This is a genomic window from Vibrio chanodichtyis, assembly GCF_028863985.1.
In the GTDB taxonomy this organism is placed as follows: domain Bacteria; phylum Pseudomonadota; class Gammaproteobacteria; order Enterobacterales; family Vibrionaceae; genus Vibrio; species Vibrio chanodichtyis.
The window spans coordinates 123,278-142,586 of record NZ_JARBFT010000003.1; the positions used below are offsets into that span (position 1 = coordinate 123,278).

The 19,309-nt window shown below is 46.4% G+C and carries 16 protein-coding genes; 8 read left to right on the forward strand and 8 right to left on the reverse strand.

Going from position 1 to position 19,309, the window contains the following annotated elements; translation table 11 throughout:
• The first annotated feature begins 241 nt into the window (after nucleotides 1-241).
• From PUN32_RS04225 to PUN32_RS04250, 6 genes are all read left to right on the forward strand, one after another.
• Nucleotides 242-1,270, forward strand: a complete 1,029-nt coding sequence (locus PUN32_RS04225; RefSeq protein ID WP_274721927.1) for an amino acid ABC transporter substrate-binding protein — start codon at nucleotides 242-244, stop codon at nucleotides 1,268-1,270.
• Nucleotides 1,271-1,396: 126 nt separating this feature from the next.
• Nucleotides 1,397-2,602 carry an amino acid ABC transporter permease gene (locus PUN32_RS04230; protein ID WP_274721928.1) on the forward strand — a complete coding sequence of 402 codons (1,206 nt, stop codon included), beginning with the start codon at nucleotides 1,397-1,399 and terminating at the stop codon, nucleotides 2,600-2,602.
• Between the two features lie 2 nt (nucleotides 2,603-2,604).
• Nucleotides 2,605-3,702: an amino acid ABC transporter permease gene (locus PUN32_RS04235; RefSeq protein WP_274721929.1), complete on the forward strand. Its 1,098-nt coding sequence runs from the start codon at nucleotides 2,605-2,607 to the stop codon at nucleotides 3,700-3,702.
• Nucleotides 3,703-3,724: 22 nt separating this feature from the next.
• Nucleotides 3,725-4,480, forward strand: coding sequence for an amino acid ABC transporter ATP-binding protein (locus PUN32_RS04240; protein ID WP_274721930.1), 756 nt, complete (start codon nucleotides 3,725-3,727; stop codon nucleotides 4,478-4,480).
• A 256-nt stretch (nucleotides 4,481-4,736) separates the two neighbouring features.
• Nucleotides 4,737-5,405, forward strand: a complete 669-nt coding sequence (locus PUN32_RS04245; RefSeq protein ID WP_274721931.1) for a Bax inhibitor-1/YccA family protein — start codon at nucleotides 4,737-4,739, stop codon at nucleotides 5,403-5,405.
• A gap of 116 nt (nucleotides 5,406-5,521) precedes the next feature.
• Nucleotides 5,522-5,851 carry a TusE/DsrC/DsvC family sulfur relay protein gene (locus PUN32_RS04250; protein ID WP_274721932.1) on the forward strand — a complete coding sequence of 110 codons (330 nt, stop codon included), beginning with the start codon at nucleotides 5,522-5,524 and terminating at the stop codon, nucleotides 5,849-5,851.
• Between the two features lie 100 nt (nucleotides 5,852-5,951).
• Here the strand turns inward: PUN32_RS04250 and yccX are convergent, their stop codons facing one another.
• Nucleotides 5,952-6,227, reverse strand: coding sequence for an acylphosphatase (gene yccX / locus PUN32_RS04255; protein WP_274721933.1), 276 nt, complete (start codon nucleotides 6,225-6,227; stop codon nucleotides 5,952-5,954).
• Nucleotides 6,228-6,597: 370 nt separating this feature from the next.
• Here yccX and PUN32_RS04260 point away from each other — a divergent pair, with 370 nt between their 5' ends.
• Both PUN32_RS04260 and PUN32_RS04265 read left to right on the forward strand, forming a co-directional pair.
• Complete coding sequence (locus PUN32_RS04260) at nucleotides 6,598-7,791, forward strand: class I SAM-dependent methyltransferase (RefSeq protein WP_274721934.1); 1,194 nt, start codon at nucleotides 6,598-6,600, stop codon at nucleotides 7,789-7,791.
• A 245-nt stretch (nucleotides 7,792-8,036) separates the two neighbouring features.
• Nucleotides 8,037-9,143: a M20/M25/M40 family metallo-hydrolase gene (locus PUN32_RS04265; protein WP_274721935.1), complete on the forward strand. Its 1,107-nt coding sequence runs from the start codon at nucleotides 8,037-8,039 to the stop codon at nucleotides 9,141-9,143.
• A 66-nt stretch (nucleotides 9,144-9,209) separates the two neighbouring features.
• On the opposite strand, the gene PUN32_RS04270 is transcribed toward PUN32_RS04265, so the two are convergent.
• From PUN32_RS04270 to PUN32_RS04300, 7 genes are all read right to left on the reverse strand, one after another.
• Nucleotides 9,210-10,661 carry a bifunctional NUDIX hydrolase/phosphatase PAP2 family protein gene (locus PUN32_RS04270; RefSeq protein ID WP_274721936.1) on the reverse strand — a complete coding sequence of 484 codons (1,452 nt, stop codon included), beginning with the start codon at nucleotides 10,659-10,661 and terminating at the stop codon, nucleotides 9,210-9,212.
• Nucleotides 10,662-10,692: 31 nt separating this feature from the next.
• Nucleotides 10,693-11,169 (reverse strand): GNAT family N-acetyltransferase, encoded by a 477-nt coding sequence (locus tag PUN32_RS04275; RefSeq protein WP_274721937.1) that lies wholly within the window; start codon nucleotides 11,167-11,169, stop codon nucleotides 10,693-10,695.
• A gap of 184 nt (nucleotides 11,170-11,353) precedes the next feature.
• Nucleotides 11,354-12,259 (reverse strand): LysR substrate-binding domain-containing protein, encoded by a 906-nt coding sequence (locus PUN32_RS04280; protein ID WP_274721938.1) that lies wholly within the window; start codon nucleotides 12,257-12,259, stop codon nucleotides 11,354-11,356.
• Nucleotides 12,260-12,316: 57 nt separating this feature from the next.
• Entirely contained in the window at nucleotides 12,317-13,720 is a 1,404-nt protein-coding gene (locus PUN32_RS04285) for an FAD-dependent oxidoreductase (protein ID WP_274721939.1), read from the reverse strand.
• 382 nt (nucleotides 13,721-14,102) lie between these two features.
• Nucleotides 14,103-17,156, reverse strand: a complete 3,054-nt coding sequence (locus PUN32_RS04290; RefSeq protein WP_274721940.1) for a transglycosylase domain-containing protein — start codon at nucleotides 17,154-17,156, stop codon at nucleotides 14,103-14,105.
• A 353-nt stretch (nucleotides 17,157-17,509) separates the two neighbouring features.
• A complete protein-coding gene (locus PUN32_RS04295; protein ID WP_166013075.1) occupies nucleotides 17,510-17,986 on the reverse strand; it encodes a response regulator in 477 nt (158 codons plus the stop codon).
• A complete protein-coding gene (locus PUN32_RS04300; protein ID WP_274721941.1) occupies nucleotides 17,979-19,304 on the reverse strand; it encodes an ATP-binding protein in 1,326 nt (441 codons plus the stop codon). The genes PUN32_RS04295 and PUN32_RS04300 overlap by 8 nt, the downstream gene beginning before the upstream one ends.
• Nucleotides 19,305-19,309: the final 5 nt, after the last annotated feature.

A 19,309-nucleotide genomic window follows, 5' to 3' on the forward strand; every position in this document is an offset into this window, starting at 1 on the left:
TAGCGTAACTGGGCGGGATCGACTAACTCACTCTTTTCACGAATGGTTTGAGAAATCGGACATCCTTACCTACGCTTACTGCGAATTGATTCATTAATGTGCAAGCACGGTGGTGAAGTCTAACCAACAAATCACTTTCAACTTATAAAGCACCATCACACAACATCGTAAAACCCCTGGTATCAGGTGTCACTCAGTCAACAATGGATTACCCAAAACAGAGTAAACAGGAAGGATACAAATGGCGAATAAATTCACGATTCTTGCTTCTGTCGTCACTGCCTCATCTGCGTTGCTGTCTTATTCGGCATCCGCGGCACCCAGCACGCTCGACAAAGTGTTATCTCAAGGCGTACTGACTTGTGGTGTCAGTACTGGTTTGCCCGGTTTCTCTAACCCTAATGCGAAAGGAGAATGGGAAGGGATCGACGTGGAGTATTGCCAAGCATTGGCGGCGGCGGTGCTGGGGGATAAAACCAAAGTCAAATATGTGCCACTCACCGCCAAAGAGCGTTTCACTGCGCTGCAATCGGGCGAAATTGATGTGCTGTCGCGTAACACTACTTGGACGTTACAACGTGACAGCACCCTAGGTCTTAACTTCGTTGGGGTCACTTACTACGATGGCCAAGGTTTTATGGTCAAAAAAGAGTTGGGGGTAAAAAGTGCCAAAGAATTGGATGGTGCGTCGGTTTGTGTTGAATCAGGTACCACCACTGAACTTAATCTTGCCGATTATTTCCGTAATAACGGCATGAGTTATAAACCGGTAGTGTTTGATACTGGAGCTCAAACCTCAAAAGGTTTTGATGCGGGTCGCTGTGATGTACTCACCACCGATCAGTCCGGTCTTTACGCGCTGCGCCTCAATCTAGAAAAACCCGATTCGGCAATGGTGTTACCGGAAATTATTTCCAAAGAACCGCTTGGCCCCGTGGTGCGTCAAAATGATGATCAATGGTTCAGCGTGACAAAATGGGTGCTGTTCGCCATGATCAATGCCGAAGAATATGGCATCACCTCGAAAAACGTTGAACAAATGCTGAAATCCGACAATCCAGATGTAAAACGGATCTTAGGCTTGGATGGCCCTAAAGGTAGCGGACTAGGGATCCGTGATGACTGGGGGTATCAGATCGTAAAACAAGTCGGTAACTATGGTGAGATCTTCGAGCGTACTGTGGGTACAGGCTCACCACTTAAAATTGACCGTGGTGTCAATGCGCTGTGGAATGCAGGTGGTTTCATGTATGCCCCACCGATCCGCTAATTGATCATCATAATCTGTCACCCTCTGACCGTGCTTGTGGCTTGTGTTGCGCACAAGCACGGCCACTAACAACGCGGCACAAGGCTTGTCGCCGCACACACAAAATGGATAAGAGGTTATCGCTGTATGAAGCCTATCAATAAAGCGATGTCACACCCTTCTGACGCGCAGACTAAGCATACCCATTTCCTGTATAACCCAACTTTTCGCTCTGCTCTATTTCAATTGATCGCCGTTGGTATCGTCGCTTTTGTGCTATTCACTATCGTGAATAACGCGCTCACCAATTTGGCATCGCGCGGTATCGCGACCGGATTTGCCTTTTTAGAGCAGCCCGCGGGCTTTGGTATTAGCCAATCTCTGGTGGCGTATGATGAAACCTACAGTTATGCGCGCACATTTTTAGTCGGGCTACTGAACACTGCGCTGGTTTCCGTGCTGGGGATTCTTTTTGCTACATTACTCGGATTTATATTAGGCATTGCCCGTTTATCTCGTCACTGGCTGATCAGCCGCTTAGCCACCGTATATATCGAGATCTTCCGAAATATTCCATTGCTGCTGCAGATCTTCTTTTGGTACTTCGTGGTGTTACGTGCCCTTCCCTCAACCAAACAAAGCATGCACCTTGGTGAATGGTTCTATCTTAATATTAAGGGACTGTATCTTGCCAAACCGGTGTTTGGTACTGGCAGCGGATGGGTAGCAATGGCGCTGATTATTGGGGTGATCGCCTGCTGGCTATTGAGCATTTGGGCCCACAACCGTCAACGCTTGACAGGTCAGCAAACCCCAATTTATCGCTATGTTTTGTTATGCTGTGTGGCATTGCCATTGATGGTGTATTGGCTGCTAGGCCAACCGATTGGGCTGGAATATCCGGTTCTACGCGGCTTTAATTTCCAAGGTGGGATCTCGGTTCTGCCTGAATTTGCGGCATTATTGGTGGCCTTAACCATCTATACCGCGTCATTTATCGCCGAGATTGTGCGCTCAGGGATCAACGCGGTCAATCACGGCCAAACTGAAGCAGCGATGTCCCTTGGCCTGCCCCGTTCGCACACCTTGAAATTGATCATTATTCCTCAAGCGCTACGCATTATTATTCCACCCTTGACCAGCCAATATCTGAATTTAACCAAAAACTCCTCTCTAGCAATGGCGATCGGTTATCCCGATTTGGTGTCCGTTTTTGCGGGAACCACTCTTAACCAAACTGGCCAAGCAATTGAGATTATTTCAATGACCATGCTGGTTTATTTGAGCCTAAGTTTAATTACTTCAGCCTTAATGAATCTGTACAACCGCAAAGTGGCTCTGGTGGAAAGATAATTATGAACAGACATCAATTTCAGCCGAACCTGCCACCGCCAGTCAATCACACCGGGTTAGTCCGTTGGCTACATAAAAACTTATTTAATGGCCCGTGGCACACGATGGCGACGTTAGTTTTAGGTTATTTCGCACTGCAAGGTATTTGGCAGCTTGTTGATTGGGCAATCATTAATGCCAACTGGCGTGGTACCACCCGTGAGGATTGCACGCTCGATGGCGCTTGTTGGGTATTTATTCGTATGCGCTGGGAGCAATTTATGTATGGTTTCTACCCAGCCAGCGAACTATGGCGACCACGGCTGTTTTTCTTTACGCTCGCGCTCTTAATCGCCTTACTGGCCTATGAAAAAACACCGAAAAAAGGCTGGCTCTGGCTATTTTTCGTCAATATCTATCCCTTATTTGCCAGCTTGCTACTCTATGGCGGTATGTTTGGACTCAAGGTAGTCGAAACCCACCAATGGGGTGGATTGTTAGTCACTTTAATCATCGCTTTAGTCGGCATCATTGCTTCGCTACCGATTGGCATCGTGTTGGCCTTAGGACGACGCTCTAACATGCCGATCATTCGCAGTTTGTGCACCGTATATATTGAAGTATGGCGGGGCGTTCCACTGATCACGGTGTTGTTCATGGCCTCGGTCATGCTGCCGCTGTTTTTAGCGCAAGGCAGTGACATTGACAAACTGCTGCGTGCCTTGATTGGAGTTGCAATGTTTAGTGCTGCTTACATCGCAGAGGTGATTCGTGGCGGTCTACAAGCGATCCCTAAAGGCCAATACGAAGCGGCCGATGCACTCGGTTTAAGCTACTGGAAAAAAACCGGGCTAATCATTTTGCCGCAAGCGCTGAAAATCACCATTCCGCCGATTGTGAATACCTTTATTGGCCTATTTAAAGATACCAGTTTGGTGCTGATCATCGGCATGTTCGATGTATTAGGCATCGGCCAAGCCGCTAACACCGACCCGAATTGGCTCGGCTTTGCTACTGAAAGTTATGTTTTTGTCGCGTTAGTGTTCTGGATCTTCTGCTTTAGCATGTCGAGATATTCGATTTGGCTCGAAGGCAAACTCCATACCGGTCACAAACGATAAGTCACTTTGCAAGGAATCTAGTATGACGCAACCACTCAACGCTCCTTTGATGATCCAAATTACCGATATGAATAAGTGGTATGGCCAATTTCATGTCCTGAAAAACATTAATCTAGCCGTTAAAAAAGGTGAAAAAATCGTCATTTGTGGCCCCTCAGGCTCGGGCAAATCCACCATGATCCGCTGTATTAATCGTCTTGAAGAGCATCAAACTGGGCAAATTACCGTTGCGGGTCACCAATTAACAGCAGATTTAAAAAACATCGAATTGGTACGCCGTGAAGTGGGTATGTGTTTTCAGCACTTTAATCTGTTTCCTCATCTCACGGTTTTAGAAAATTGTACCCTCGCGCCGATTTGGGTCAAAAAAATGCCCAAGCAACAAGCGGAACAGATCGCGATGAAATACCTGACCCGGGTACGGATTCCTGAGCAAGCGGATAAATATCCGGGCCAGTTATCCGGAGGTCAGCAGCAACGGGTGGCGATTGCCCGTTCACTGTGCATGAATCCACAAATTATGCTGTTCGATGAACCAACCTCAGCACTTGATCCAGAAATGGTACGCGAAGTGCTGGATGTGGTGGTCGAACTGGCAGAAGAAGGGATGACCATGCTGTGTGTTACCCATGAAATGGGATTTGCCAAAGAAGTCGCGGATCGAGTGATTTTTATGGATGCTGGAGAGATCATTGAACAAAACCACCCACAAGCATTCTTTGCCAATCCACAATCAGAGCGTACGCAAAATTTTCTCGCTCAAATTCTGCACCATTAGCGGCCGCCATTGCCATTCAATTCACTAAAAGCCACTAATCCCCGAACAGCCTAGCTAGTAGCTCGGGGATTGAGCTTATGGATTTGCTCAGCATTCACCGACTGTAAAACCCATGAAATATTGCGTTACAACTCATCATCACTTTTGTCATCAATTTTGATTATTATGAGTTCAAACAGCACAAAGGGCTTGAAATTTATAGCCGAGAGCCTCATAACTGTTGCCATGCAATCAGTACTTTTAACAGAGGAAAAGTATGAACACGCCAATGTTTACCAGAACGTCCAGCTTGGAACGGACCCTTGAAACCAACAAGGTTTTGAAAAACACCTATTTCCTGCTTTCGATGACCCTTGTCACCAGCGCAATTGCTGCAATGGCGACCATGGCTATCGGCATTTCTCCTATCATCGCGTTAGTGATGCAATTAGCCGCGATTGGTATTCTGTTTTTTGTGATGCCAAAAGCGATTAATTCATCGTCAGGCGTGGTATGGACTTTTGTGTTTACCGGATTGATGGGGGCAGCCCTTGGTCCAATGCTCAATTTCTATGCGGCGATGCCAAATGGTCCAGTTGTGATTGCTCAAGCACTCGGCCTGACCGGTATGGTGTTCCTCGGTCTGTCGGCTTACACCATCACCAGCAAGAAAGATTTCTCTTTCATGCGTAATTTCTTATTCGCAGGCCTGATCATTGTGATTGTTGCTGCACTGATCAACATTTTCGTTGGTTCAACCGTCGCTCACTTAGCGATCAGCAGCATCTCAGCGCTGGTGTTTTCTGGTTTCATTTTGTTTGATACCAGCCGCATCGTGCGCGGTGAAGAGACCAACTATATTTCAGCCACTATCTCGATGTATCTGAATATTCTTAATCTGTTCACAAGCTTACTGAGCATTCTCGGTATCATGAACGACGATTAATCCAGCGTTTGATCTCGCTCTAGGCCCGATGGAAAACCATCGGGCTTTTTTGTACTTGAGCCTTAGCCTGAGCTTCGCTACCCTAGCCCCAATTCTCCCATCTTAGAATAGTGAATATGTTTGAATATCAAGGTCACACGATTGAAACCGATGCACAAGGTTACTTACTTGATTCGACCCAATGGCAACAAGGGATGATTGCCCTACTTGCGGAGCAAGAAGGCATTGAGCTGACTGATGCACATTTAGAAGTCGTGCTTTTTGTCCGTAATTTCTACGCTGAGTTTAAAACCTCTCCGGCGATTCGTATGTTGGTCAAAGCACTGGAAAAGCAGCACGGTCCAGAAAAAGGCAACAGCAAATATCTGTTTAAGCTGTTTCCTAAAGGCCCAGCCAAACAAGCCACTAAGCTCGCGGGTTTACCCAAACCGGCTAAGTGTTTATAGAGCACGTACGGGTTGCTAAAAATGCAACCCGTGTGTCGCCAACCAGCCGCACGGCAATTTGAGAAAAAATAGCGGCGGGCAGCTCGTTTGATTACCACTACTACAAAATAGCAAAGCCAACATAGCGTTGTCGCGGCAAAGAGACCGAGCGTGTCACCTTAGTGACTCTGGCCGTTTTGGGGCCAATTTGTAACCAAGCATATAATTGGTCCAACTCGGCTAATCCGCCGCACGCAACCACCTCCACTTCACCCGAAGGCAGATTTTTAGCATAACCAGTGAGCCCTAACTTCAAGCCCTGATGAGCGGTGTGGTAACGAAAACCGACGCCTTGCACATGTCCTGCAACAATAAATTGGTGACACTGTTTATCCATTGCTTCACTCCTCGTCAACTCAGTAGCTCAGCCCGGTACTGAACCATTGACAACCGATCATCCGCGGCTGCCTGTAAAGCATAGTCAAGATAGCGCTCCTCCCCCACCATATCCTTCCGACTTGAAGCTGCAGCGGTGTTGGCGACGTTCGCTCACCCCAATCACATAGTTTGCCTATGCTTATGGGGATTCACTCACTTGCCGCCTACCTGCAACTCCAAGTTGTTTGGGTATAAACTGGCTCAATATGATGATTGTGGCTAAATAAATCGCACCAACCACTGAGTGAGCAAGCATACGGCTTTCCTTTGCTTTTCTGGCCCAGTTCCACGACAATAGCCGCCCTGTTTATTTCGATCTGAGTAGCGTAATGACTCCAGCAATTTATTTGGTCAAAGGCCGTGACAAATCTTTGCGCCGTAAACATCCATGGATTTTTTCTCGTGGGATTAGCAAAGTCGAAGGAAACCCAACCTTGGGTGAAACCGTCGATGTTTACTCCTTTGAAGGTAAGTGGTTAGCTAAAGCGGCCTACTCACCGCATTCGCAAATCTCAGCTCGGGTATGGAGCTTTGAACCACAACCGATCGATTGCGCCTTTTTCATTCAACGCATCCAACAGGCTCAACTGCTGCGTAGCGATATTATCCAACGTGATGGATTAACCGGTTATCGTTTAATTGCCGCCGAATCTGACGGCTTACCCGGCATCACCATCGATAAATATCAAGATTTTCTGGTCTGCCAACTGCTGAGCGCGGGCGCGGAATATCATCAGCAAACCTTAATCGATGCCCTGCGCCACTGCTTCCCTGAATGTCATATTTATGAACGTTCCGATGTGGCAGTACGCAAGAAAGAAGGCTTATCAGAGCGGGTTGGCGTATTGCATGGTGAGTTGCCACCTAAATCAGTCGTGATTGAAGAAAATGGCGTCAAAATCAGCGTTGATATCGTTGGTGGACATAAAACTGGTTTTTATCTGGATCAGCGTGATAGCCGTTTGCAATCGATGAAATATGTACAAGATAAAAGCGTGCTCAACTGCTTCTCGTACACCGGTGGTTTTGGCTTGTATGCGCTCAAAGGCGGAGCCAAACGCGTGATCAATGCCGATGTGTCGCAACCTGCACTGGATACGGCCAAGTTCAATGCCGAATTAAACGGTTTTGATATCAGTAAAAAACGCGCGGTATTCTTAAATGCCGATGTGTTTAAATTGCTGCGCGAATACCGCGATCAAGGCACTCGTTTTGATGTGGTGATCATGGACCCGCCTAAATTTGCTGAGTCAAAAGCGCAGCTTGATGGTGCCTGCCGTGGCTACAAAGACATCAATATGCTCGCGATGCAGATTTTAAATCCAGGCGGCACTTTGCTCACCTACTCTTGCTCTGGTCTTATGGATCAAGTGCTGTTTCAAAAAATCATTGCTGATGCCGCTCTCGATGCTGGGCGTGATGTCAAATTTGTGGAGCGCTTTGAGCAAGCCGCCGATCACCCAACCGATACCGCTTATCCAGAAGGTTTTTATCTCAAAGGCTTTGCTTGCAAAGTGTTATAACGAGCGAATAAGCCGCTGTTTGGTTGCAAAATCCAGCACGGCCATCAAAAAACGATCTCAATTGAGATCGTTTTTACTCAGCCAATTATTTTCGACCTTAGTCAAACAAAAATCGAAGTACCCCATCACTCACCTGGCTTCAACACTCTTCAAGCACGTCTTTTTCACCCTTTATTGATTTAACGCATCGCCTAACGCTGCAATTACAGGCATGGTGACGGCTTCTATTTTTTAGAGGTATTCCTATGAGCCTGATTAATACCCAACGCTTGGTTGACCACTTTCTACAACTCATTCAAATTGACAGTGAAACTGGCAATGAAAAACAAATTGCTGAAACACTGGCGGAGCAATTAGGTGAGCTTGGTTTTACGGTGCACAAACTGCCGGTTCCTGCAGACGTCTCCAATGGTTTTAACCTGTATGCACGCCTCGATGGCACTCTTAATGATAGCATTCTGTTTAGCTGCCATATGGATACCGTAGCACCGGGCAATGGTATTGAACCCATCATCGAAGATGGCATTATTCGCTCTAAAGGCAATACGATTTTAGGTGGCGATGACAAATCGGGAATTGCTGCCATCTTAGAAGCGGTACGCGGATTAAAAGAGCGTCAACAAGCGCATAAAACGATTGAAATCGCGTTTACTGTGCATGAAGAAGGTGGTTTAAAAGGCTCTGAACACTTTGATATGAGCCAAGTTCAATCCAAAACTGCCATCGTATTAGATACTGGTGGCCCAATTGGTACTATCGTACGTGCCGCACCAGGTCAACAAACGATTACCACTGTGATCAAAGGTAAACCGGCTCATGCTGGCCTCGTTCCGGAAGATGGGATCAGCGCGATTGCCGTAGCCGCCGATGCGATCACGCAGATGAAACTATTGCGTATTGATCAAGAAACCACCGCCAATATTGGTATTGTGCAGGGTGGTCAAGCGACCAATATTGTGATGCCTGAGTTGAAAATTGTTGCAGAAGCTCGTTCATTGAATGACGAAAAACTGGAAGCGCAAGTGCAGCACATGATTGAAACTTTCGAGCGCGCGGCACAAAAACATGGCGCTCAAGTCGAGATCACCTCAACCCGTGCTTATAACGCGTTTAAGTTAGCAGACGATCATCCGCATATTCAAGCGATAAAAGCCAGTTTTAGCGCGATTGGTATTGAGCCACAAACCAAGCTCAGTGGTGGCGGTAGCGATGCCAATAACTTTAATGCTAAAGGCTTAACCACGGTTAACCTCTCAACCGGTATGGCGAAAGTGCATACCACCGAGGAATATATCGCGATTGCCGATATGGTCAAAATTGCCGAATTTGTTTGTGCTTACACCACTGCTTAAATCCATTTAGGCCCACAAAAAACCGGAACATCAACGGTTCCGGTTTTTTGTATTTGCTGATGTGGATTAATTCGACGTATCCGTTACTAAGTCGGACTTGCTGCGTAAACGTAGTAAACCCACAAACAACAAGATCAATAATGGATAGCGTAAAGTTGCACCAATCAAAGTGTACAATCCACTATAGCTAAACGGCTCAATCGCCGATGAAATTCCCTGATTGACCACCAGTAAGCTCACGATCATCAGCAGAGCATCGCGCAATGAAAGTACGCTTGGCGCAGGTTTAAGCCAAGTGACCACACCTGAAATCGTGACTAATACCGCCAGCCACTGAGTAAAGATCGGCTGTGGCCAAATAACCAGTAGCATTGCACAACCGATCGCCAACCCCCACCAAATCGGCTGGGTGCTTAATAAAGCCCTAACATTCACCTCAGGTTTGAGATCAAGCCGGATAATATGCCAAGCCACTAAACCACCAAACAGCGCGCCGATGGCGATATCACTAACAAAAGCGCTAGCCGAATAAAAAGAGGCCAATGCTAGCCAAGCAAAAATAGCACCCCATAGGCGCATCACCCAACGTAAAGTCAACTCTTCTCGCGCATGCCACAGCAGCACACCAAAGCAACTCCATAGTGCAATCGGTAAGTTTGGGAAAGAAAAACCGTGACTAGGAAATAATTCCAATCCCGGCTGATAAACGTGCGGTTTTACTAAAGCAAAACCTTGCTGAGCGACTAAGCAAAGTAACGAGGTCACGCTCATAGCAAATAAGATTTTGTAGCAATATGCTTTACCTAGTTGCCAATACACTAATGGCAATAGTACTAGGCTAATCACTGGCAGGCTAAAAAGCATACCGGTTAAGATTAAATTGGGTAACCACGGCATAGAATTTTGCAGCCAAGACAGCGCATGTTGTAGATGGTTGAGCCACTCCAGTTCGACTTGCTGAAAGCGTGGTGCAGCCCGACTCAGTTCAACCACATAATCGACCGCTTGATCTTCGGCTTGTTTAGCAAAATCAACAATCGCTGCCCATTGCTGGGTATAGCGATACTGCTCGGGTTTGATATGACGAGGATTGATCAACATCGCCGATACGGTTTCTACACCATAATCCGGAGCAAACCAGATTGGCAGCTCATTGCCACCTAAAGCATTTTGATAAGAATAAGCAATGATCTGCGATTCACTGACACACTCATACACTAATGCCGTAGCAGTCTGCCCCAATAAACGTTCAACAGAAACGACCATGCCTGTTTCTTGCCAAGTTTCCCGTTGCGCCGCCATCGGAGGTGTTTCTCCGGCTTCAATTGTGCCTCCAGGCAATGACAGTTTTCCGGTCAAAACTTCTTTGGTTAACACCAACTTATTATCCGCTCGGATCAGACACAGTGCACCACGATAAGCGGCACTATCCCCTTGATTCGCTTGCACCCAATCAGGTGCTCCAATACTCAAAAAAACCACTAACACCAGCAAAAGTACGCGAACATGTGCCAACAAGGTACGATTTCCTTTTAAAAAATGAACTGACTTAAACCAGCGGCTTACGCAACCAATGAATATGCTGAACAAATCCAGCGCCCTGATAAAAATCTTGCGCGCTACGGTTAAAATCCCACACTTCAACAAACATCTGTTTGACGCCGTAATCTTTGAAAACATGCTCTAATTTATGGCATAACTGACTGGCAATCCCTTGACCACGAAATGCTGGAACCACATAAAGTTCATCAACACTGCCCATCGACACTGGCTGGCTGACGGTTGAAATCAGCTCACAAAAGTGTCCCGAAATAAAACCAACCAATTGCCCTGCATGCTTAGCCACATATACCAAACACTGAGGATCATCCAAATAGCGAGCAATACTCTTTTCTTGTTCAATCTCGTGGGCGGTTTTGAAATGTTCAGGACTCTGCTGATGGTGCTCATCATGCAATTCAAACATCAATTGATTGAGTTGCTCTAAATCGGCACTGCTCGCCGCCGAGAGTGATAGCTGGGTCATGGTGTGATTTTCATCAATTTATTGTGGAACGAAATTGTATAGGAAGACCTAATAAAAATCAGCTCAGTGAATAATGATTTACTGCTATCCGCCTGTTATCCGCGTTGCATAAATGAGACGAGCACCAAAAATATTACTCACCGCGCAAGACACAAGCCAGGTTTAAGCTCGATCGGTGTATAGTTTATTGATTTAGATTAAAATTTAACCACTCGATAAATAGATTACCATCGCGATGGTTGGCGTTATGGCGTAACAAATAATGGCGAGTTTCACAAGCGATGCGCCAGTCTCCCACCAACACTAATTCACCTCGATCGAGAAGCTGTTGCACTAAAATGTCTTTGACTAATAAGACACCTAATCCAAATGTGGCCGCTTCGATGGCGAGTAATGAGTGATCAAACTGCATAATTGGCTTACTCACGGACTGATCATAGCCCAAACTAGCCAACCAATATTTCCAATTTTCTCGATAGCCAGAGGTTGCCAATTTGGCCGCTTGTGCCAAATCGGCCAAATCATTAATCGGGTGCTGCTGTAAATAATCCGGGGCGGCAACCGCAATCCAATGCTCATCAATTAAGCATATGGCCTCCGTTTGCTCAATCGGTAACGTACCATTAATGATCTCAATATCGGCACGCTGATTAGAATTGGGGTAAGGGTTAGAGGTAGTGGAAATTTTCAGTTCAATTTGTGGATTTTGTTGTCGAAACTCAGCTAAGCGAGGGATCAACCACTGATGACAATAACTCTGGGCAATGTGTAGAGTCAATAAGCGGCGGCGCTTGCGTGCAAATAGCTGCTCGGTTCCAACCGAAAGGGAATCAAATACCTGGGTCAGTAACGGTAAGTAATATTCAGCTTCCTCCGTCAGCACTAATTTAGAGCCACTGCGTTCAAACAAGGTCGCATTAAGATAAAGTTCTAACTGTTTAACCTGCTGACTGACTGCCGCACGCGTCACGTTGAGCTCAGCCGCCGCGTTGGTCAGGCTTTTGAGTCGAGCGGCAGATTCAAAAGCCTTAAGAGCATTCAGTGGCGGCAAAAAACGTTGCCAGTGTTGGTCAAAAGCGCGAGGCGACATAAATAAACGATGTAGTGAAACCAACGTTTATACTGCCAAGCAAATATGACAATCCGGTTACACCACCTTATCCGCCTTACCGGCAGCTCCTGCCAATTTAGCTAACCATTTATCCCAAATCATCGGCTTGCGTTCTTGATCTTCAGCCTCTTCTTTGCGGCGCACCGCATTTCGGACCAACATCGCCCCTAACCAACGAATCGGCTCTGGTGGAAATTGTCCTAGTGGGCCTTGTGCTAAACCGCATTGCGACCAAATATCTTGCCGCTCAAGCACCAGTGAAGTCAGAATTTTTGCGCCAATCCGAGTTTGTGCCACACCATTACCTGAGTAACCAAAACCGTACACAATGTTTTTCTGCTGATCCAAATGGCCAAAAAATGGCAAACCGGTCACTGAGCGATCCGATGCTCCGGTCCAATGGTAAGCAAACTGACTCTGATTAAGATCTGGAAATAGCTTTTGGAATGAAGCCGACAGCAATTCAACATAATTACTCGGTTTATTAAACATGGGATCGACGCGATTCGCGTAAGAAAAATGGTTGCCCCCTTTGCCGAGCATCAAACGTCCATCCACGGTATCACGGTAATAATGCACGAAGATACGTGAATCAATCACCGTGGCTCCAGATCTTAGCCCATTACTGGCTAACTGTTGTGGGATGGGATCCGTTATCAACATATCGGAAGAGACCACCACCACACTGCGTTTAAATTGCGTAAAATGTTCCACCATCCAAGCATTGAGCCCTAGCACCACTTTCTGCGCTAAGATTTTGCCGTTGGGAGTGTGAATAACCGCTGGCGAGCCAAAATCTAACTGCTGCATTGGCGTGTTTTCATAAATGTGCACACCCAACTGCAGCGCCAGTCGGCGTAGTTCTCTGACCAGTAATGCAGGCTGTACACTGCCAGCAGCCGGAGAATAATACCCTTCCAGATGTTGCTGAGATCCAGAGACTGCCGATAATTCCGACTTGGTACAAGGTTGCCAACTGTTACAACCGAGCTGAGTTAGTTGCTCAACAATTGGCGCCATTTGCCCTTGTTGTGCTGAATTGGTCGCCGTGTAATAAGTGCCATGGCGCTTTAATTGCGCTTCAAGTTGATGGTCGAGGCAAAATTGTTCTATTTCATAAACCGCATTTTCTGACTCAGCCACCAACCATTTGGCTTGTTGCTCACCAAATAAGCGCTTGAGAGTGGGATACTTAGTTGACCACGTCAACAAACAGCCGCCATTTGCTCCCGAAGCTCCACTTCCACACAACCCTTTATCAATTAAAGCAATCTGTAAATTTGGCTGCTGTTGCTTGAGCATAATCGCCGTCCATAGCCCGGTATAGCCACCGCCGACAATAGCAACATCAGCGCTGATATCTTGCGTAAGTAATTGAGTATCGAGCGGCTGTTCGATTTCAAGGGCTTGTTTAAACCAGTAAGAGAGATGAGGTGACATCGGCATTTCCTTTATATAATTGCTAAAGAAAATGTAACGTGCTAACCGCTTATCACACAGCAACGATTTCTTGCGCTACGCGTAAGCTTTACTAACGATCATCCTAGCTCATTCACTCTTGGATCAATTTCGATGCTGTCACTAAGTCACTTCAATTGATCATTTATACCCAAACAACTTGGAGTTGTAGGTAAGCGGCAAGTAAGTGAGTCCCAATGAGCATAGACAAACGATGTGATTGGGGTGAATGAACATAGCCAACACCACTGCAGCTTCAAGTCGGAAGGGGATATTGAGTCTAATTGAAAGGAGAAGTTGAGCGAACAGCAGAAAAAATTAAGGCAGGATCACTCCTACCTTAATTTGTACTCGAGTAATAAGATCAGAGTGTTAAAGGTCGACAAGCTTGCTCACTGGGAGCCAGATAAGGCGATAAAATCGGTGCCATTCCTTTCAATACTTGAACTGGCAGGGCTGAAGTAAAGGTAAATTTCTCTGAGTTACTGCCAGCAACATAAGCGGTTAAAGTACCAAAATGGCGATCGCCAAGATAAAACACAAAAGTTGCAGTACGGTTGCGTGCTTGTGACTGCACCACGTTGCCAGCCCGATCCACAGTTTGAATTCGATTATCGCCAGTGCCAGTTTTGCCGCCCATCACTACCGGTGTTCCATCGGGCAATTTAAACACCCCTGAAATACGCCGAGCCGTTCCGGTATCCACTACTTGTGACAGTGCGCCGCGTAACGTTCTGGCGACTTCGACCGGCAACACACGCACCCCTTGAGTTTCCACTGGTGAAAATTCGGTTTCAAACGGAGTATCCTGTGCAAAATGTAGATGGTTAATCCGCTGAGTAGGCACGCGTACACCATCGTTCAAAATAATCCCCATCAGCTCAGATAATGCTGCAGGCCTATCGCCTGAGCTGCCAAGCGCGGTCGCAAGCGACGGAACCAAGTGATCAAACGGATAACCTAAACGTTGCCAACTTTGGTGAATATCTAAGAAGGCTTCAACTTCGAGCATAGTACGCACTCGACTATCGCGTGCATTACGATGGCGAGTTTTAAATAACCAGCTATACACTTCTTGCCGTTTATCGCTGCTTGCTGCCACCACATCATTAAAAGTTGCTTGCGAATTTTCATTCAAATAGCCAAGCAACCAAAGCTCTAACGGATGCACCCGGGCAATATAGCCTTGATCTGGCAGTGAATATTTATCTCGCCCATATTTGTTATACAGTTTTTCCAACTGTTTATCGGTCAGTTTACTACGTGCTGCGGTCGGTAATGTCTGATCCATAAACAGGATAAATTCACTGAGTGAGGCTTCCGTCAGCAAGTAACGGTGTACCGCAGCTAAGCGATCTGCACTGGGTTTTAGCCCCTCCAACAGGGTTACCATTCGCTCATCGACGGTCTTGTCTTTATATTTACGCCAGAAGCGCTGCAAATAAACTCTACCCTCTTTATCAGCAAACTGGCGCAGGTACTCTTTACGCCGTGGATCACTGTCATCCTTCAATAACTGAGCGCGATAGCCTTCACTGTAGAGTGTATAACGCTCGATATCTTTCATCAGACGGACGAAAGGTAAGTTGATCGACTCACGCAAAGCATCACGCAAGGTTGGAATTCGATCATTATCTTCTTTACGAAAATTATTGAAGGTGTGAGTACCGCCACCGGTAAAAAATCGTTCATGAGGACTGGCGGAATATTTTCGATCCAGCGCCGCTTCCAGCATGGTTGAAAGATCTCGTTTTTGGCTGGTTAATAACCACTGTAAAGACCATACACTTAATGTGTCCTGAGCATCGACTAACTGACGACGTAGCTCACTGACCGATAAATCACGATATTTGCTGTGTAATTTGGCCATTATCTCCAGATAAGTGGTCAAGACACGCAGTTTAGCGGTAGAGCCAAGCTCTAACTTACTGCCTTCGTTCAGATCAAACGGTTGATTGGTATTGTCGGTTTGCACACGAACTTTGAACCCCTCATCGGTGCGCTCAAACAGGGTAAAACTGTAACGTACATCGGCGGTTTTTTCTGCCGCCAAGAGCCGATAACCAATGATCCCCACTTCATTGGCAAACCCAGGATTGGCCAATTGTTGCAAGTAGTGGGTGACTGAATTTTGTAATTCAAAATTGAGTGTGGTCGAAGCACGCAGATCCATGCGGTCTAGATCATACAGACTGACACCAAACTGACGGCTTAGATGAGTTCGTGCCGCTAACAACCCCTTGTTGGTATTGACTCGAGTGACCACCGGCTGACGTGCAAAATCGCGAAACTCTAGCTTAGCGGCTAAGGCCGCATCCATTAATGACTGGGAGATCATTTGCTCACGATAAAACAGTCGTAAATGACGGTTAGTTAACTCTTGCAAATCGTCACGCCCCTGCATGGCAAGGTAGTAAGAGGGACGACGGTGAGCAATCATCAGTGCTACCACTTGCCGTAGGGCCAAGCCTTGCTCAGCCAGTTCATTTGAGTGGTTAATTTGTGGATCGAGTAATTGGTTGACACGTTGCGGATCAGCGGCAAACCAAACCCATAAACCATCCCCTAAACCATGCACTTCGCCATAGCCTGGTGCTGCCGATAAGGGAACCGAGTTCAAATAAGCCCAAACCACTAATTGACGCGCTTCTAAAGTATTGGGGCCTAACCGATAAGCGCGGACACTCGCCGATACCATCTGACGAATTTTTTCTTGTGGGCTGTAGGTCAAACCGTCTTGTGAGTGACGATATTTCTCAACTTGGGTCGCGAGCGTACTACCCCCTGCCGCTTGTGCATCTAAATCCAACACTTTACCAACTTGGGTCAAGGCCGCTTTAAAAAAGCGTGGCCAATCAACCGCGGGGTTAACCAATGGATTTTTCTCACTCAGCAAATCGCGGTTTTCAATAAACAGCAAGGACTGCACGACTAAATCAGGGATCGCACTAAACTCGGCATAGTGATGGCCTGGATAACGAAATTGATAAACCGTTTCTGATCGACAATCACTCAGGGTTAAACCTGCTTGCACTTTTTCGGTATAAGGTACAAATAAACCATATTGAGCATAACGTACCAATTCATCAGAAAAACGAACTTGCTGCTTAACCTCAAACCCACGGGCGAGTAAGCGCTGTTGAATGCTGGGTAACGCCACATAGCCTAAGCGTTGATCAAATGGTCCATAGCTGGGAAAAGTAATTTTATCGCTTACGCCTGGTTCCAATTGATAAGTCATACTAGCCGCGTAGCGACTGATTTCACGGGACTGTATGCTTGAGGTTTCCATTTCATGGTATAACGCTGCGCCACCGGCAGTACTGAGGATCAGCAGCGTAAATAGCCAGAATCGTGATTTGGGTTTTGCGCGTCGACGCTTATTTAATATGCGCCGAGGAATCGAGTCAGATGCCACTTAAATTAAATCCATTTAATCACTGAGAATGCCACTACAAAGAAAAGTCATTGATAGTGAATCACGTCAAGGTGTAGAAAGGTGACTGAATTTGACTAACAGCCTATTGGCTTACCGAATCAAAATTGTCCTTACCATTTGCTGAAAACAATACCGTTAAAAACCATCGGTATTTTCAAGACTCTCTACCCTGTATATAACTATCATTACATGACGATCATGATGTTAACAGATTTTAACAAAGAAAATATCTTTTCCAGTACGATTTTGTCACATTTTAGATAATAACCATGTAGTTATTGTGTTTTGCATCGTAAAATGCCCAACGTTATCCCTTTCGTTGAGCATTAAACTTAACCATGCAATCGCGACAGTACCACGGCTGAATCAAGCTCGGGTTGCCACTCGGTATAATCTAATCGCTGATCAAACACATAATGAGTCACTAAACTACGCACACTCGCCGCTAACGTTTGTGCATGCCATGGCTTTTCAAAATAGTGGTGGATACCCGCCGTATTAATCGCATTAATCGTATCACTGTGTGTCGCTTGCCCAGTCAGTAGCACTTTTTTCGTGTGTGCAAAACGCGGATCGGCGCTAATTTCACTCAATAGTTCTACCCCACTTTTGCCCGGCATAACGTGATCGGAAATCACCACAGCAATTTTTTCACCTTGCGCATCAAGATCATCGATTAACGCCAACGCTTCTGCGGCCGATTCACAATCTTCAATATTCAACCAACGGCTCAACGGCTCTAAATCTTGTAACACCGCACTCAGTACTTCGCGTTGATCATCGACGCAAATAATATTCAGCTTATCCATGGTATCCCTCAATTGGTAATTTGATCCTAAAAATGGTTTGCTCATGATCGCTTTTCACCGCCACCGTACCGCCATAGCTGGAGACGATGCGTTTCACAATCGCCAACCCAAGCCCTAACCCAAAAGATAAGCCCTCTTTCTTGGTGGTAAAACTTGGCTCAAATATTTTTCGGCGAGTCACCTCATCAATTTCCGGACCATTGTTGGTCACGGTGATGTACAACTTGTGGCGACTACAATGAGTTTGAATATCAATGCTGGGATCACACGTTTGGGCCATCGCATCACACGCATTTTTGATTAAATTGATCCACACTTGCACCCATTCCGTCGGCGAACCTTTGATGAGCGGTAATCTTCCCGGCCGTATACGTACTGAAACGCGCCGTAAATCACTTTGCAGCAAAGCCAAAGCACGATTAATTGTGCTGTTTAAATCGACGTCTTCATCTAAACGAATATCGGTACGTCCGAGCTGCTTAATCGATTGGACAATCCCTACTGAATGTTTAGCTGCCAATCTTAAATCATGCAAATCTCGCCCCATCTGCCAATAACGAATCGCCAAATGCGGATTTTTCAGCCAATGTGCAGAGAGTTGATTGGCGGGAACCGCCCTAGCTAATTCACGTGCAGTCGTTTTAGGTAATTGATATTGCTGCTCTAACTGTGCACCACGTTCGCGCGCTTCGCTCGATGAGACTTTTTGCCCATACAACAAGCCAAAATCAAAAAATTGGCTGGCTTCTGGGTGCACTTGTTGCAACAGTTCCATGAATAACGTTTCTAAACGTTCGGTTTTACTGCTGACCACGCCGATCGCGTTATTTAGCTCATGGGCAATACCCGCGGCAAGTTGGCCTAATGTGGTCATCTGCTCTGCAGAATGCAATCGTTCTAGCGCCCGCTCTTTGGCTAACGCCTCTTGAGTGGCTCGCCGCTGACGCTGAGATAATTCAGCCACAATCACTGGCATAAACTGACTGCTCAGCGAACCGTATTTGTCGATCTCTTGCACTGGGGTATCCCGATCAATCCATGCCAGTTCAACTTCACTATCGGCAATCACCGTCGAAGAGGCTGTCCATGAACCAGAGAAAAAACTGTGCACTCCAATAAATGCACCGCTCGTGGCAGAAAATACCTTGGTGCGCCGTTCGCCTTTTTCCGCAAAGTAACCTGCCACATGACCACTGCGTAAATAGTACAGCCGATCATTATAGCCATTCTGAGCCAGCAAAATTGAGCCAGCAGGCAAGCGAATGCAGCGCTCTGGATGATTAAAATAACGGGTAATAACCGCGCTGAGATTGGCCATTCGCT

Bases quoted from the DNA above. Each gene is read 5' to 3' on its own strand.
- PUN32_RS04225 (WP_274721927.1), top strand. From the start codon at position 242: ATGGCGAATAAATTCACGATTCTTGCTTCTGTCGTCACTGCCTCATCT.
- PUN32_RS04230 (WP_274721928.1), top strand. From the start codon at position 1,397: ATGAAGCCTATCAATAAAGCGATGTCACACCCTTCTGACGCGCAGACT.
- PUN32_RS04235 (WP_274721929.1), top strand. From the start codon at position 2,605: ATGAACAGACATCAATTTCAGCCGAACCTGCCACCGCCAGTCAATCAC.
- PUN32_RS04240 (WP_274721930.1), top strand. From the start codon at position 3,725: ATGACGCAACCACTCAACGCTCCTTTGATGATCCAAATTACCGATATG.
- PUN32_RS04245 (WP_274721931.1), top strand. From the start codon at position 4,737: ATGAACACGCCAATGTTTACCAGAACGTCCAGCTTGGAACGGACCCTT.
- PUN32_RS04250 (WP_274721932.1), top strand. From the start codon at position 5,522: ATGTTTGAATATCAAGGTCACACGATTGAAACCGATGCACAAGGTTAC.
- yccX (WP_274721933.1), bottom strand. From the start codon at position 6,227: ATGGATAAACAGTGTCACCAATTTATTGTTGCAGGACATGTGCAAGGC.
- PUN32_RS04260 (WP_274721934.1), top strand. From the start codon at position 6,598: ATGACTCCAGCAATTTATTTGGTCAAAGGCCGTGACAAATCTTTGCGC.
- PUN32_RS04265 (WP_274721935.1), top strand. From the start codon at position 8,037: ATGAGCCTGATTAATACCCAACGCTTGGTTGACCACTTTCTACAACTC.
- PUN32_RS04275 (WP_274721937.1), bottom strand. From the start codon at position 11,169: ATGACCCAGCTATCACTCTCGGCGGCGAGCAGTGCCGATTTAGAGCAA.
- PUN32_RS04280 (WP_274721938.1), bottom strand. From the start codon at position 12,259: ATGTCGCCTCGCGCTTTTGACCAACACTGGCAACGTTTTTTGCCGCCA.
- PUN32_RS04285 (WP_274721939.1), bottom strand. From the start codon at position 13,720: ATGTCACCTCATCTCTCTTACTGGTTTAAACAAGCCCTTGAAATCGAA.
- PUN32_RS04295 (WP_166013075.1), bottom strand. From the start codon at position 17,986: ATGGATAAGCTGAATATTATTTGCGTCGATGATCAACGCGAAGTACTG.
- PUN32_RS04300 (WP_274721941.1), bottom strand. From the start codon at position 19,304: ATGGCCAATCTCAGCGCGGTTATTACCCGTTATTTTAATCATCCAGAG.